The sequence below is a fragment of the Streptomyces sp. GMY02 genome (assembly GCF_019056675.1).
Taxonomy (GTDB): Bacteria; Actinomycetota; Actinomycetes; order Streptomycetales; family Streptomycetaceae; genus Streptomyces; species Streptomyces odonnellii.
Genome location: NZ_CP077658.1, coordinates 6835578 through 6851311, shown reverse-complemented (window position 1 = coordinate 6851311; position 15734 = coordinate 6835578). Strand labels below are relative to the sequence as shown.

The 15734-nt window shown below is 70.8% G+C and carries 11 protein-coding genes; 6 read left to right on the top strand and 5 right to left on the bottom strand.

Translation table 11 applies throughout. The features are described from left to right. The first annotated feature begins 6 nt into the window (after positions 1-6). Both KQY30_RS29095 and KQY30_RS29090 read left to right on the top strand, forming a co-directional pair. Positions 7-2175: a bifunctional serine/threonine-protein kinase/ABC transporter substrate-binding protein gene (locus KQY30_RS29095; protein ID WP_367997449.1), complete on the top strand. Its 2169-nt coding sequence runs from the start codon at positions 7-9 to the stop codon at positions 2173-2175. Between the two features lie 142 nt (positions 2176-2317). Beyond that, complete coding sequence (locus KQY30_RS29090) at positions 2318-2935, top strand: hypothetical protein (protein ID WP_217309443.1); 618 nt, start codon at positions 2318-2320, stop codon at positions 2933-2935. 4 nt (positions 2936-2939) lie between these two features. Here KQY30_RS29090 and KQY30_RS29085 read toward each other — a convergent pair whose 3' ends face one another. The 4 genes from KQY30_RS29085 to KQY30_RS29070 form a co-directional block, all read right to left on the bottom strand. Beyond that, complete coding sequence (locus KQY30_RS29085) at positions 2940-3434, bottom strand: pyridoxamine 5'-phosphate oxidase family protein (RefSeq protein WP_217309442.1); 495 nt, start codon at positions 3432-3434, stop codon at positions 2940-2942. A 184-nt stretch (positions 3435-3618) separates the two neighbouring features. Continuing rightward, positions 3619-4461, bottom strand: coding sequence for an NAD(P)H-binding protein (locus KQY30_RS29080; protein ID WP_217309441.1), 843 nt, complete (start codon positions 4459-4461; stop codon positions 3619-3621). Between the two features lie 159 nt (positions 4462-4620). Next, positions 4621-5799, bottom strand: coding sequence for an acyl-CoA dehydrogenase family protein (locus KQY30_RS29075; protein WP_217309440.1), 1179 nt, complete (start codon positions 5797-5799; stop codon positions 4621-4623). A 408-nt stretch (positions 5800-6207) separates the two neighbouring features. Continuing rightward, the gene (locus KQY30_RS29070; protein WP_217311386.1) at positions 6208-7611 is read right to left on the bottom strand and encodes an MFS transporter; all 1404 of its coding nucleotides are present in this window, start codon (positions 7609-7611) and stop codon (positions 6208-6210) included. Between the two features lie 219 nt (positions 7612-7830). Here KQY30_RS29070 and KQY30_RS29065 point away from each other — a divergent pair, with 219 nt between their 5' ends. Then, positions 7831-8268, top strand: a complete 438-nt coding sequence (locus tag KQY30_RS29065) for a helix-turn-helix domain-containing protein (RefSeq protein ID WP_046496921.1) — start codon at positions 7831-7833, stop codon at positions 8266-8268. Between the two features lie 130 nt (positions 8269-8398). Here KQY30_RS29065 and KQY30_RS29060 read toward each other — a convergent pair whose 3' ends face one another. Then, positions 8399-11668: a BTAD domain-containing putative transcriptional regulator gene (locus KQY30_RS29060; RefSeq protein WP_217309439.1), complete on the bottom strand. Its 3270-nt coding sequence runs from the start codon at positions 11666-11668 to the stop codon at positions 8399-8401. A 180-nt stretch (positions 11669-11848) separates the two neighbouring features. Between KQY30_RS29060 and KQY30_RS29055 the strand changes: the two genes are divergently transcribed. From KQY30_RS29055 to KQY30_RS29045, 3 genes are read left to right on the top strand one after another with little or no spacing between them, the layout of a single operon-like run. Beyond that, positions 11849-12457, top strand: a complete 609-nt coding sequence (locus KQY30_RS29055) for an NADPH-dependent FMN reductase (protein ID WP_217309438.1) — start codon at positions 11849-11851, stop codon at positions 12455-12457. 7 nt (positions 12458-12464) lie between these two features. Beyond that, a complete protein-coding gene (locus KQY30_RS29050) occupies positions 12465-13268 on the top strand; it encodes a thioesterase II family protein (RefSeq protein WP_217309437.1) in 804 nt (267 codons plus the stop codon). A gap of 45 nt (positions 13269-13313) precedes the next feature. Next, a complete protein-coding gene (locus KQY30_RS29045; RefSeq protein ID WP_217309436.1) occupies positions 13314-15611 on the top strand; it encodes a BTAD domain-containing putative transcriptional regulator in 2298 nt (765 codons plus the stop codon). Positions 15612-15734: the final 123 nt, after the last annotated feature.

Below are 15734 nucleotides of genomic sequence, written 5' to 3'. Positions count from 1 at the left end.
CACCTCATGGGCGCGGTGCAGCCGCTCCGCAGGGACGATCCGCGGTCCGTCGGTGGTTTCCTGCTGCTCGGGCGGCTCGGGGCGGGCGGTATGGGCGTGGTGTATCTGGCGCGTTCCACGGGCGGCACGCTGGTCGCGCTGAAGGTGATCCGCGCGGAGTACGCGGACGACGCGGACTTCCGTGTACGGTTCCGGCGCGAGGCGGAGGCCGCGGCCCGGCTCGGTGGGCCCTGGCTGGTGCCGGTCAGGGACGCCGCTCCCGAGGCGCCCGAACCCTGGCTGGCGACGGCCTTCGTACCGGGGCCCTCACTGGCCGACGCCGTCCGGCTCCATGGCCCGCTGCCGGTGCGCGGTGTACGGGTCCTGGGCGCGCGGCTGGCCGAGGCGCTGACGGAGGTGCACAGCGCCGGTCTGGTGCACCGGGATGTCAAGCCGGGCAATGTCCTGCTCGCGCTGGACGGCCCCCGGCTGATCGACTTCGGGATCGCGCGCTCGTCGGGCTCGACCGCGCTGACCGCGAGCGGGGTGGTGATCGGCTCCCCCGGCTTCCTCTCGCCGGAGCAGGCGCAGAGCCGGGCGGACATCGGGCCGCCGAGCGATGTCTTCTCGCTGGGCTGTGTTCTGGTATATGCGGCAACGGGCGCCCGTCCGTTCGGTACGGGCTCGGCGCCGGCCGTACTGTTCCGTACGGTTCACGAGGCACCGGATCTGGCCAAAGTCCCGCTCGTACTCGTGGAGTTGCTCACCGCGTGCCTCGCGAAGGATCCGGCGGACCGGCCGACTGCCGACGAACTGCGCGGGGCGCTGGCTCCGGTGGACGACGGGCCCTGGCTGCCCGCGGAACTGCCGAGGCTGATCGCCGAACACTCCGCGCGGGTGCTGACAATGCCGGATCCCGAGCCGCTGCCCGCTCCTGCGCCCGCGACCGCGCCCGCACAGGAGATCGCACCGGAGCGGTCCTCCCTCTCGCGCCGTCGGCTGCTGACGCTGGGGTCGGCGGCGGGAGTTGTCGCCGTCGGCGGCGGACTCGCCGTCTGGAACGCCCTCCGGGACGGCGGCACCGTGGGCTCCGCACCGCCCTCCGGCAACCGGCCGCGTTATGTCATCGGTCTGCACGGGGATCTGTCCGGACGGCGCGGTCCGGACGGTACGGCGCAGGAGCGCGGCGCCCGGCTCGCGGTGGACGCGTTCAACGCGCGCGCGGACCGGGGTTTCGACCTCGCCCTGACGGTACGGGACGACCGCGGGGACACCAGGAGGGCACGCGAAGTTGCGGCCGCCTTCGCCGCCGACCGGACGGTGTACGCGGTCATCGGCCCGACCGGTGACGCCGAGACCGAGTCGGCCGCGCCGGTGTACGAGAAGGCTCTGTTGCCGATGCTGGCGCTGTCGCCGGGGACGGATGCCTTCACCACGGCCGGCAATCGGGTCCTCTTCCAGCTCAGGCCCGCCGACAACATCCTCTGGGCGCCGCTGGTCCGCTATCTCACCGACGTCGGCGCGGTGCGCAGAACAGCGGTCGTCGATGACCGGGCGACCCCGATGGGGAGCTGGATGACGGCGAAGAACGTCGCGGCCAATCCGCCGTCGCAGGGCTCGGTCAGCACACATGCCGTCCCGGCCGGCTCGGAGGATTTTGCACCTCTCGCGGCGGCGGTGCTCGCGGGGCGGGCGGAGGCCGTGGTGTACGGGGGTACGTCGCCCCGTCGCGCGGCGCGGTGCGCCCGGGCCCTGCGTGCGGCGGGCTTCACGGGGATCTGTCTCGCCACTCAGCCGGTGCTTGAGAAGGCGTTTCTGAGCGAGGCGGGCGACGCGGCCGAAGGGTGGGTGTTCAGCGCGACGTATGTCGACCCGGCCGAACTGCCGGGCGCGGACGCCTTCGTGACGTCGTATCTCAAGCGCTTCCGTGTGCGCCGGGTCGAGCGGTACGCCATGGAGGCGTACGACGCCGTGTTCTTCCTCGCCGAGGGGCTCGCCGGGGACGGGGAGCGGACGGCGGAGCGTGGCGCGCTGGTCCGGGGGCTGCGGTCGGTCACGTACCGCGGGCTCGCCAAAACGGTGGAATTCCGGCCCCCGTCACAGGAGTTCGAACCGGAGCGGGGGCTGTTCCTGTACCGCGTGGACAAGGACGGCCCGCGTTTCCTGGGACAGTACGCGGAGGTCGTCAAGGGGTGAGCCGCCGGCCGGGGCAGCGGTTCGAAGCCGTACACGGTCCCGGGGTCGCCATGAGCGCCTCTCCTTGACCGCCTCTCGTTCGCCTGTCCAAAATGCCTCCCTGAGCCTGAACCAACTGCCAATGGATCTGGGGGAGTTCGGAATGCCGAAGGCGATCGGACAGAGACAGGAGGCGACGGTCTCACACCGGATGAACTTCTGGGGCCGACCCTCGGGCAACAGCACCGTCTCCTGGGACTACAAGAGCCAGAAGTGGGTGGTGAAGAGGCCGGACGACGGGAGCCCGGCCCTTCACCGCACGGTCCGGTGCGAGGTGTGCAACCAGTCGCTGCGCTACGCCATTCACAGTGTGGAGGCGACCCGCCGCAGGCAGGCCCGCCGGCGGGCCGGTGCGTATGCCGGGCTCGTGGTTCTGCTCGTCAGCCTGACCGGCCTGATCAACGTGACGGACGCCGGTCCCGTGCGGATCGCCCTCACGGTGACGGGCATCCTGGCGGGCGCCGTCGTCGGCTGGGTCTGCATGCTGGCCACCATGTACGACACAGGTGTCACCGGGCACGGCGCGGGCTGGCCGGGAGCCACCAAGCACGCGGTGGAGCTCGTCGAGCCCCGCCCCGAGGGCATGCCGGAACTGGTCTGCGAACGGTGCGGCCACCGCGAGGAGTACCCGTGGGGCAGCCAGTACCGCAAGGGTTTCGTCGAGAAGCAGTATCAGGCCGCCGCGACCCGGCTGGAGAACCACACCTGCCCGGCGGCCTGAGCGGTCAGCTCTTCTCGTCCTCCGGCTTCGTCCAGATACGGCTGCTCAGGTCGGTGCCCCGGAGCACCTGTACGCGCCAGGGGTCGATCCGCAGGACGTGGTACTGCGGGTCGGCGGGGCCGCCGCGCCAGAAGTTGTACGGGTCGTATCCCACACCGGGCGGGCTGCCCTTCTGGTACAGCTCCCAGGCGTATGTCTTGGTCTCCATGTCCTCCGCCCAGGTGGAGACACTGTCGACATAGACCGCGTTCTGGCGCGGGCTCCAGTACGCGTAGGTGGTGTGCGGGTTGTTGGCCAGGTGGGCGACCTTCACCGGGGTCTTGTAGGCGGCGAGCCAGCCGACCGGATTACCGTCCACGACCTCCCAGATCGGCAGCAGCACCCGGGCACGCGGGCGGGACTTCTTGTCCACCGTAATCATCGTGCAGTAGCGAATGTCTTTGATGTATTCGAAGAATTTGTCCGCGAGCTCGGAAAACGAGTCGACCTTGGCGGCCATGCGGGCTCCTGTCCGCTAGCAATTAACCTGAACTGAAAGGTGATCCGTAGAAGGTCACACCGAAACCAGCATGCATCGGCCACAAGGGTCCTGGAAGAGGGCACTTTGAAGTCACCTACTCACCCTCGCCATACCGTGGAATGCGAAAGATTCCACCCCGCGGACGGGAACTGACTGCCCGGGCTCAGACGTTCCAGGCGCCGCGGGCCGCCGCGTCGGCCACGAAGTCGGCGAAGTCGCGCGGTTCACGCCCCAGGACCCGGCGCACGGTGTCGGTGGGGACGGCGTTCTTGTTGTCGCGGATCTGCGCGACGAGATCGGCGACGAAGAGGGCGTAGTCGGCGGGGACCTCGTACTGGACGAGTTCGTCGACGTAGTCCTTGTGGTCGACATGGACATAGCGGACGGTCCGGCCGATGGCGGCGCTGATCGCGTCGGCCGCCTCGCCGAGACCGATCGCGCGCGGACCGCTCAGCTCGTAGGTCTCCCCGGCGTGCCCGTCGTCCAGGAGCGCGACGGCGGCGACCGCGGCGACATCGCCCGCGTCCACGAAGGGCTCCAGACCGTCGCCCGCGGGAAGCCGCAGCTCACCGTCCTTGACGCCGTCCAGCAGGACGCCCTCGTCGAAGTTCTGGTTGAACCAGTTGGGGCGCAGCACGGTCCACTCGGCGCCGGACGCCTTGACCGCCTCCTCGCCGGCGATCAGGGACTTGCCGCCCACCGGCTCGGTCACCCGCGCCTGGAGCAGCACCAGCCGGCGCACCTTGGACTCCACGGCGAACTTGGCGAGCTCACGGATGTTGGTCTCCGCGTCCCAGGCGCCGGGCTTGTCCTGCATGTCGACCAGATAGGCGGCGTCGGCGCCCTGGAGCGCGGGTTCCCAGGTGTTCCGGTCGTCCCAGTCGAAACGTACCTGGCCGGACCTGCTCGCGGCACGGACGTGCGCGCCGCGCTCCTGGAGCCGGCTCACCAGACGGCGGCCGGTCTTGCCGGTCCCTCCCAGGACGAGAACGGTCTTGTCGGTCATAGCAGCGGAGTCCTTCCCAGCCGTGGATGTACGAGGATCGGAAACTTGTTGTGGGCATGACAGAGATACGCACGTCCGGGCCACCCGCCCGCCTGCTCGGCGGGTGGCCTGGACGACGTGGTTCTGCCGGAAAACCGGCCCGCGGCGCGGGTCAGCGGCTCACAGGAAGGGCGTGTCGGGGGCGAGGCCCAGAATGGAGCGCCCGTGCACTTCCTGGTTGGAGTTGAACGCGAACAGCGCGTGCAGCGCGAGCCCCCGGATGTCCCGGTGGAAGCGCTGGAACGGCACATCGCGCATGATGACCGAGGCGCCGCTGGCCTCGAACAGCTCGTCCACGGCCTCCTTGGCGAGCTGGATGGCGTACGCCGCCTTGCCGCGCACGGCGGCCCGCTCCTCGACCGACGGCTGGGTGCCGGCGTCGGCGTGCCGCTGGATCAGGCTCAGCCAGCCCTCCTGGAGCCCCTCGGCCGCCGCGATCTTGTTGGCGGCCGTGGCGACCTGGATCTGGGTGACCGGCGACTGGCTCTGGTCGGTCCACGAGGTGTACGTGATACCGCGGCCCGGCAGCCGGTCCAGGAACAGGTCGAAGGCACCCTTGGCGATCCCGATGTACGCCGAGGCGCCCTGGGCCATGAAGAAGGGAATGAACGGGTAATTACGGCCGGTGGCACCGGTGTTGGAACGGTCACCGGTCGCGCCGTTGAGGATGTCGATCAGGAACGCCACCCGGTGGGCGGGCACGGTCACGTTCTCGGCGGTGACGGTGGAGCTGCCGGTGCCGGCCGCGGACGAGGTGTGCCAGTCGTCGGCGATGCTCAGCTCGGAGAACGGCACCAGGGCCGCGAACGGGGCCGGGGTCCCGTCCGGGCCGGTGAGCAGGGCCGACAGAAGCGCCCAGTTGGCACCCCGGGAACCGGAGATCCACTTCCAGGAGCCGTTGAGGGTGTAACCGCCCTCGGTGGGGGTGAGGGTGCCCGTGGGGGTGAAGCCGGTGGAGACCCGGGCGGAGCCGCCCGCGTACACCTCCTCCTGCGCCTGGTCGGAGAACTGGCTGGGAACCCATGAACTGGACACCCAGATCATCGCCACCCAGCCGGTCGCCGTGTCGGCGCGGGAAATCTCGGTCAGGATCCTGATCTGGTCGGCGAGCGGCGCCTCGAGTCCGCCGAAGCGGCGCGGCACCGACAGGCGGAACACGCCGGCCTTGTCGAGCAGTTCGATATTGGCTTCCGGGATCCAACGGCGCTCCTCGGCCTCGGGACCGCTCTCCCGAAGCGTCGCGGCCAGACCGGTCACCTCGTCGAGAACCGCGGCGACGGCGCTGTCCGTCGTAGTCATTCTGCCTCCTGAGCAGTCTCGTCCCACCCGGGGGAGGTGGGAGGGGCCCGGACCGCCGCCGGGCAGCGGCCCTGGACCGTTTATGCGAATGGGTCAATACGCGCCGCGCGGTTCAGACCGCAACGCAACTGGGCGGAAGCAACCGAAAGCAATCGACCTCGATTCCGGCGCGCACCGACATTCTCTCGGAGGCGCGGTCTCCTACCGGTAATCAGTAAGTCTTCGCCAATCCTCGCCCAATCCACGCCCAATCCACTGCCAATCGCGCACCAATTGGCGCCGGGCACAGCGGTCCCGTACCGGAGCCGGACATGAAAAAGCGACGCCCTGGCCGGCGGGGGAATTGCGGCCAGGGCGTCGCGTTCGGGGAGCACCGCGCGGGGCGGTGTCTCGGGTTGTGCAGGCGCGCTACGAGACGGGCGCGGCCTCGGGGACGGACTTGTCGGCGACACCGGAGCGGTCACGCAGTCCGAAGGCGCTGATCAGTGTGGCCAGCAGGGCCGCGACCAGCGGTACGACCAGGGCGGCCTGGTACCCGTCGAGCTGCGCGGCGGGCGACGAGCCGTCCGTGGCGGCGATATTGACCGCGGCCACCGAGGAGAGCCCCAGGGCGGCGCCGAACTGGAAGGAGGTGTAGAGCAGACCGCCCGCGACGCCCTGCTCCTCCTCGTCGATGCCCTCGGTGCCGACGATGGTGAGCGGACCGTACGCCAGGGAGAACGCCAGACCGAGGACGATCAGGCTCGGGAACATCATCGCGTACGTCCAGTCCGGCCCGACCGGCAGGAACAGCGCGTACGACAGCGACGCCAGGATCAGACCGCCGAAGATCACCCGGGCGTTGCCGAACTTCTCGACCAGCTTGGGCGTCAGGGTCGGCGACAGGATCGCGTCGATACCGATCACGATCATCGCGAAGCTGGTCTCGAGGGTCGACCAGTTGCGCAGTTCCTGGAGGTACAGGACGACGATGAACTGGAAGCCGAAGAAGCCGGCCGCGAACAGGAGCGCGGCGATGTTGGAGCGGACGAGCTTGGAGTTGGCGAAGATGCCCAGCCGGACCAGCGGCGAGGACGACCTGCGCTCGATGGCGACGAAGGCGAGGAACAGCACCAGGCTGGCGGCGACCGTACCGACCGTCCAGGAGACCGCCACATGCGTGGCGCGCTCGACGGAGAACACCAGCAGCAGGATCGCGCCGGTGACGGTGATCGCGCCGCCGAGGTCGACGGGCTGGCCGTCGCGGCTGGGGCGGGCCGACTTGGGGATGAGGGCGAGGGCGGTGATCAGGATCAGGAACGACAGGATCACCGGGGCGAAGAACACCCAGCGCCAGTTGACCGCGGCCAGCAGACCGCCGACGACCAGACCGATGGAGAAACCGCCGGCGGCGGTGCCCGAGTAGACGAGCAGGGCCTTGTTGCGCTTGGGGCCCTCCTCGAAGCTGGTGGTGATGATCGACAGACCGGCCGGGGTCATGAAGGCCGCCGCGACACCGGTCACGAACCGGGCGACGATCAGCATCCAGCCCTCGGTGGCGAAACCGCCGAGGCCGGAGAAGAGCAGGAAGACCACCAGCCAGAAGACGAACATCTGACGGCGTCCGAACAGGTCCGCGGCCCGGCCGCCGAGCAGCATGAAGCCGCCGTAACCGAGCACATAGGCACTCATGACCCACTGGAGCATGCCCGTGGACATGCCCAGATCCTCACGGATCGACGGAAGGGCCACATTGAGCATCGCGACATCGATGCCCTCCAGGAAGATCGCGCCGCACAGCACGAACAGCACGCCCCAAGCGCGCCCGCTCATGCGGTCGGTGCCGCTGCCCGACGGGTTTTGCACTGTGGACACAGGATGTCTCCTTGAAACACGCAGGAATGATGAAAGGGAATCCGCCCGCGCTCTTGTCCGGCGCAGGTGAAGCGCCCGGGGAAGCAATTGCGGTTCCCTGGGCGCACAGTCGGGTTACGCGAGAGCCTGCCGGTTCCCACTTGTAACTCTCGGAATCATCGGGCAAGCTGACTGGCCATGGAAGAAGGCACTTTAAAGTCACCGACGCACTGCACGGGTACCGATGGGGACTACGACATCCTTCAGTGGGACACGCGCGAAGGCTGCGAGGTACGGCAGATCCTCGACCGCGTCGCCGACAAGTGGTCGCTGCTGGTCATAGCGCTGCTGGAACGGCGGACCCTGCGCTTCACGGAACTGCGCCACAGGATCGAGGGCATCAGCCAGCGGATGCTGACGGTGACCCTTCGTCAGCTCGAACGTGACGGACTTGTCCGCCGGACCGTACACCCGGTCGTGCCTCCGCGGGTGGACTACGAGCTCACGCCTCTCGGGGCGACGCTTCACGACACCATCCAGGCCCTGGTGGCGTGGACGGAGGCGCATCAGCACGAGATCGCGGTCGCGCGCAGCGAGTACGACCGGCGCCTGGAGTTCGAGTCCCAGGCCTCCTGAGCCACCGTCCGGCCGGTGACCGCCCGTGCGGGGACCGGCCGGCCATCGGCCGGTAACCGCCCGCTCATCGCCGGGTGTTCACAACCACCGCCGAGCCCGAGTCGGGCATTCAAAGTCGCCTGACGTGCCGTCAGAGGCCCTTCGGGGACGGGGGCTGCTCCGTCTCCGTGGCCGCCTGGGTCACATGGTCCGTCCGCTCCCCCGCCGAGAACTCCGCCGCGTACGCCTCCTCGCCCAGCACACCCCGCAGGCGCGCGGCGATGCGCTCCACATCGGCCTGCTCGGCGGGCGGCTGCGGGGCCCCGGCCCGCCTTCGGGTGGCGGCGGCCGTGCCCAGCAGCCGGGCCGCCCTGCCCCAGAGACCGGCCAGTGAATGTGCGCCGGCGAGCCCTTCCAGGGCCAGCGCGACCGCTCGGGGGTCGCCGGTGGACATCGCGGTGGCAAGGCCGTCCTGATGCAGCGTCAGCGCCTGTGCGGCGTCGCCGCGTTGCTCCGCGATGAAGCCCAGTTCGGCAAGTACGAGAGCCAGCCCCGGGGCGTCATAGCGGCTGCGGTTCCAGGTGAGCCAGGGGCGCAGCCGGGCCTCCGCGACCTCCAGATTGCCCTCGCGCCGGGCACCGAGAGCCAGGCCGAGGGCCGCGAACTGCTCGGCCGGCCGGTTGCCCTGCTCGACGGCGAGGCGCTGGGCGCGGGTGTGGAAGTCCTCCGCCTCCCGGTAACGCCGTTCGAGGATGGCGATCCGGCCGAGCCCGGAGAGCTGACGGGACACCTCGGGCCACAGTTCGAGCGCCTCCGCGATCCGCAGGCCCTCACGGTGGAGCTGCTCGGCCTGTTCGTAGCTCCCGTTGATCTCGGCCAGTACGCTCAGCACCTCGGCGGCCTTCAACTGCCCCCACTGCTCGCCGAGTTCGGTGAACTGCGCGCGTGCTTCGAGGGCGTTGTCACGCAGGGCGTCCAGATCGCCCCGGGCCAGGGCCAGCGCGGCACGGCTGCTCAGCGCGGCGGCGGTCCCCCAACTGTCCCGCAGCGCACGGAAGTTCCGGAGTGCGCGCTGTACGCCGTCCTCCCCGGCGGACAGGACACCCGCGCTCCAGTGGGCGGAGCCGAGGAACCACTCGGCCCTGACCTGCCCCACCTCGCGCTCCGCCTCGCCGCTCTCGCCCTTGGCGGACCCGGTGTCCGAGGCGCCCTCGCCCAGCAGCATCGAGAAGCCGGCGTGCCACGAGGCGGCCTCGGCCTGCTCGGTGGGGGTCACCTTGTCCTCGGTCAGCTCGCCCTCGATGGCCAGCGCGGTGGCCAGCGCTCTGCGGGCCTCGCCGAGCCTGCCGCGCAGGAACCGGTACCAGCTCAGCGCGTTGGACAGGCGCAGCGCGCGGTGGGCGTCGTTGTTGCGCCTGGCCTCCTCAAGGGCGCGCTGGAAGTTGGCCGCCTCCCCGTCCAGGCGGCGCAGCCAGCGGCGCTGGTCACGGCCGTGGAGATGGGGCTGGGCACGCTCGGCCAGTTCGGTGTAGTAGCGCAGATGGCGGGCGGCCAGCCCGGCGGACTCGCCGCACTCGCCGAGCCGCTGCTGCCCGTACGCGGCGACGGATTCGAGGATCCGGTAGCGCGCCCCCGCCGGACTGTCGCTCCTGAGTGCCAGGGAGCGGTCCACGAGGACGGCGAGCGCGTCGACGACATCCTCGCCCGGCATTCCCGGGCCCGAGCAGACCTGTTCTGCCGCCTCCAGATCGCAGCCCTCGGCGAACACCGACAGCCTGCGCAGGACGGTCTGTTCACGGGTGTCCAGCAGGCTCCAGCTCCAGTCGATGGTGGCCTGGAGGGTGCGGTGGCGGTGGGGTGCGTCGCGGTATCCGCTGGTCAGTATGCGGAACCGGTCGTCGAGCCGGTCGTACAGCTCGTCCACGCCCAGCGCCCTGACCCGGGTGGCCGCCAGTTCCAGGGCGAGCGGGATGCCGTCCAGACGCCGGCATATCTCGGCGATCCTGCGGACGGTGGGGGTGTCGGGCGAGAAGTCCGGGTCGGTGGCGCGTACCCGGTCGACGAACAGCCGTACCGCGCTGGACGCGAGCACGGCGTCGAGCCGGTCCTCGCCCGGCAGCGGCAGCCCGAGCGAGGGCACCGGCCACACCGTCTCACCACTGATCCGCAACGGCTCCTGGCTGGTGGCGAGGATATGGAGACCGGGAGCGCCGTCGAGCAACGGCCCGGCGAGGCGCGCCACATCGTCGATCGCGTACTCGCAACTGTCCAGGACGAGCACCAGCCGCTGGGAGGCGAGGACGTCCGCGAGGCGCTGGGTGGCTCCCGCGGCGCGGCTGTCGAAGGCGGACTCCCTGATTCCCAGGACCGCCATGATCCGCTCGGCGAGCGGCTCCGAACCCATGGCGCGCTCCGGGGCGCAGGCGCCCGCCAGCTCCACCAGCCAGGCCCCGTCCGGGAATTCGGCGCTGAGTCCGTTGACGGTGGCGGCGGCCAGCCGGGTCTTGCCGACCCCGCCGGGGCCGGTGAGGGTCACCAGACGCTGCCGTGAGATGAGCGAGCGCACCTCGTCCATCGCCTCGTCCCTGCCCACCAGGGTGCTCACCGACGCGGTCAGATTGGTACGGACGCGGGCCGCGGTCGCGGGATCGGCACGGGATTCCTGCCGGGCCAGTTGCGGGTCGTGGCGGAGAATCGCCTGCTGGAGCGCGTCGAGCGCGGGCCCCGGCATCAGCCCCAGTTCCTCGTCGAGACGGCGGCGCAGATCCGCGTAGCTGTCGAGCGCTTCGGAGGGGCGTCCGGCCCGGTAGAGCGTACGCATCTGTACGGCGCGCAGCCCCTCCCGGAGCGGGAACCGGTCGACCAGCGCGGTGAGTTCACCGACCAGGACACTGTGCTCGCCCAGTTCGAGCCGGGTCTCGGCGTACACCTCCACCGCCGCGAGCCGCTCCTCCTCCAGGGCGGCGGCGGCGGACCGTACGAACGGCTGGTCGGCGAAGTCCGCGAACGCGGGCCCGCGCCACAGCGACAGGGCGTCCGTCAGGACGGCGGCCTTCGCGCGGGGCTCGTCGCAGCCCCGGGCCTCGGCCACGAGTGCGCGGAAACGGCCGATGTCCAGAGCTTCCGCCGGTATGTCGATGGTGTACCCCGGCGCTTGGTGGGCGATGAGGGAGCGGGCGCCCGCCTCCGCGTTCTCCAGGGCCCGCCGCAACTGCGAAACCTTGGCCTGCAAGGATGAGGTGGGACGGGCCGTGTAGGCGGAGCCGCCCCAGAGGTCCTCTATCAGCCGTCCCGTGGGCACCACCTCCCCGTGGTGGGCGAGGAGGTCGGCGAGAAGCGTACGGACCTTCACCTCGGGAACCGGCACCAGCCTCCCCTCGGCGCTCCACACCTCCAGTGGGCCCAGCACCCCGAATCGCATGACCTCACAGTAACCCGGGCGCCTCACGGAGTGACGAGAGTTCTCGCGGGCCACAGCCGCCCGCGGCAAGAGCGGGGCGGGCGCCCCGAACCGGACCCGAAGCAAACCCGAAGGACCATCCGCGACTGTGGGACCGGACCCAGGGCCGCAAGAGGGGGAAGTCCGGTGCGGGGAAACGGGATGGCCGAGAATGACCGGCTGCGGCTGGTGATCGTCATCGGCAGTGTCAGGAAGGGCCGGTTCGGACCGGTCGCCGCGGAATGGCTGGCGTCCCGCGCGCGGTTACGGCGTGATGTCGATGTCGATGTCATCGATCTGGCCACGGCCTGGCTGCCCGATGTCATGTCCGCCGATCCTACGGCGGTCAAGCCGCAGGCGGTCAAGGACCTTGCGCCGTGGCTGGCCGCGGCCGACGCGTTCGTGGTGGTGACGCCCGAGTACAACCAGAGTTTCCCGGCCTCCCTGAAGAACGCCATCGACTGGTACGACGAGGAGTGGCACGCCAAGCCGGTCGCCTTCCTCTCCTACGGGGGCGCCTCCAGCGGGCTGACCGCGGTCGGCCAGCTCCGGCAGGTCTTCGCCGAGGTCCACGCCGTCACAGTGCGCGAGACCGTCAGTTTTCACAACTACTGGGAACGGTTCGGCCCCGACGGACGCCCCATCGACGAGGAGGAGTGGGAGACGGCCGCCGCCCGGATGCTGGACCGGCTCGGCTGGTGGGCCCGGGCGCTCCGGCTGGCCCGCGCTCAAGAACCCTACGGGCACCTTCAATCGCACGCACGGGAGTGAGAACACCATGAACAGTCAGTGGTTCAGACGGTTCGGAGAGGCGGGGTCCGGCGGAGTACGGCTGATCTGTTTCCCGCACGCCGGCGGTTCCGCCAGTGTGTACGTCCCCCTGTCGCGCCTGCTGTCGTCCCGTCCCGACAGCGATGTCGGTGGCAGTGACAGTGGCAGTGTTGACGTACTGGCCGTGCAGTACCCCGGGCGTCAGGACCGCAGGAACGAGACCCCGCCGGCCGGCATTGTCGAGCTGGCCGAGCGGATCGCCGAGGAGCTGGGCACGGCGGACGGCCGGCCGTACGCCTTCTTCGGCCACAGCATGGGCGCGCTGCTCGCCCATGAGACCGCCCGCGCCCTGGTGACCAGGGGCGCGCCGGCCCCGGTACGGCTGTTCCTCTCGGCGCGCGGGGCGCCCACCCCGTACCCGAACCGGCACGATGTGCTGGCCGACGACCAGGAGATCCTGGCCGCCGTCCGCTCGCTCGGCGGGACCGGTGCCTCTGTGCTCGCCGACCCCGAGCTGGTGGAGATGGCGCTGCCCGCGCTGCGCGCCGACTACCGGGCGCTCGCCTCGTACCGCTGGAGCGGCGGTGCGCCGCTGGACATTCCGATGACCGTGCTGGCCGGGCGGGACGACCCGGTCGTGGCGGTCGAGGACGCGGCGCGCTGGCGGGAGTTCACCCGGGCGGGATACGAGCTGGAGGTCTTCCCCGGCGGTCATTTCTTTCTGGACCAGCATCTCGACGCCGTGGCCGGGCTGGTGCTGAGCGGTGTCCACGCGCATGTCCAGGACGCGGCCGTACAAGGAGGCAGGTAGCGCGAGCCCCAGGCTGTCAGTTGGTCAAACGATGGGGGAGAAGGCGTGGAATTCAGGATTCTGGGTCCGCTGGAAGTCCAGTCCCGGGACCGTACGTTGGTCCTGGGCGGCTTCAAACAGCGCGCTGTGCTCGGAAAGTTACTGTTACGGGCCAATCAAGTGGTCGCCACCAGCGAGCTGCTGGACGCCCTCTGGTCCCAGGAGAGCCGTCCGGTGACGGCCAGGAAGATCATACAGAACGCGGTGTCCGGACTGCGGGCGGCGCTGTCGCGGCAGCACTCGCTGCTGGAGGTGCCGGGGGCCTCGGCCCCGGAACTGCTCACCCGGTCCCCCGGCTACATGCTGCATGTGGCGCCCGACACCCTCGATGTCTCCCGCTTCGACCGGCGGGTGGCCGAAGGCCGCAAACTCCTCGACGCGGGCGAACCGGCCCTGGCGGCCGAGCTGTTGCGTGAGGCGCTGGACGAGTGGCGCGGGCCTGTCCTGTCGGACCTGGTGGAACAGGGCCTGGACTGGCCGGAGGTGGCACGGCTGCGGCAGCTCAGACTCGACGCGATGGAGTACCGCTTCGAGGCGGAGCTGGCCTGCGGACGGCATCACGCCGTCCTCGGCGAGCTGGTGTCGCTGGCGGAGTCCGAGCCGCTGCGCGAGCGGCTGTGCGGGCAGTTGATGCTCGCGCTGTACCGCTGCGGCCGGCAGGCCGAGGCGCTGAGCGTGTTCAGCCGGGTACGGCTCGAACTGGTCGAGGAGTACGGTCTGGAACCCTCCCGGGACCTCCAGACCCTCCAGCAGCACATCCTCCACCACCACCCCTCGCTCGCCGCGCCCGCCGGGGCGCCGGCCGAGGTGGCGCAGGTGGCACAGGCCACGGAGGTGCCGCGGCCCGCGCCGGCCGGGCTGCCGCCGGCGCCGTCCAGGGCGGCGCTCCAGCCGGCCGGCGCACCGGTCGCGGTGATCGGTCCCCCGGACCCCGGTGTCCTGGTGGACGACGAGCTCCCGGCGGCGCGGGTGCCCGACGACGGTGCTCCGGTGAGCAGACGCCAGGAGGTGTCCGTACTCCTGATCCAGACGGGCACCCCGCCGGACGACCCGCTGGACGCGCAGCGGCTCAATGCCGCGCTGCACCGGGCGGTGACGGTGGTCGCGGACTGCATCGAGGAGCACGGCGGCACCGTCGTGGGGTCGGTGGGCCATCTCTCCGCGGCGCTGTTCGGGCTGCGGGACGATCCCTCGTCGGCCTCCCTGGACGCGGTACGGGCGGCGCTCGCCGTACGCGACCGGTTCGGGGACGTACCGGATCTGGCGGTCCGCTCGGTGGTCACCACGGGCGGGGTGCTGGTGCGGCACGTGCCGGGCGCGCCCGGCGGCGGGGTCTCCGTGGTGGGGGCGCTGCTGGACACGACACAGCATCTGCTCTCGGACGTACCGCCGGGGAAGGTGTACGTCAGCCGGAAGGCGGCGGTCGGCACGGACAGCCAGGTGCGCTATCTGCGGGTGCCGGGGAAGGCGGGCACGGTCTCCGATGTACGGGAGGCCTGCGCGGTCCATCCGCAGGGGCTTCCGGCGGGCGCTCTCGGCGGAGTCCCGGGCGGGGTGCCGGCCGGGATTCCGGGTGGAGTCGCGGGCGCGATTCCGGCGGGTGTTCCCGGGAGCGTGCCGTTCCCCCGGGAACATGAACTGGACATCCTGAACAGCCTGCTGGCGCACTCCCGCCATCACCGGGTGCCGTATCTGCTGACGGTCCTCGGCGAGCCTGGGGCGGGCAAGTCCCGGCTGCTGGCCGAGTTCGAGAACCGGGTCACCCGGAGTCCCGGCGGGGTGCTGGTGCTACGGCCCTCGGCGCCCACGAGCGGCGCGGCCAGTCTGCACACCCTGGCCGGTGCCCTGCTCGACGCCTGGCGGGAGTTCTCGTCGATCCCCCCGGACACCTCGCAGGGCGAGCTGCTCATGCGGCTGGTGCGCGGAACGGTCGGCAGCGGCCCGATGGCGGACCGGCTGCTCCAGGACCTGCTCGTGCCGAACCGTCCGCAGCCCTCCATGCACCCCCGTCATGTGATGAACAGTTGGGCGGAGCTGCTGTCCATGCGGGCGAGGCAGCAGCCGCTGGTCCTGTGTCTCGACAATCTCCATCTCGCCTCGGACGCGGTGCTGGACTGGGTGGAGGAGCTGGCCACGACGGCCGCCAACGCCGCCCTGCTGATCGTGGCGTGCGCGCGGCCCGAGCTGCTCGGCAAGCGCCCGCTGTGGGGCGTGGGGCAGCGCAGCACCAGCACGCTGAGCCTCACCCGGCTCTCGGAGCCGCCCGGGCTGCCGCTCCAGGCGGTCTCCGGCGGCGAGGCCTAGGCCGTGTCCGGGAGCTCCCGCCCGGCGGGGCCCGGCGGTAACCGGCGGCATTAGCCGTACGAGCGGCGGGCGTTACCGGCGGCCCGCGGCAACCGGCCGGTCACGGGCGTTCCATGACCGCCG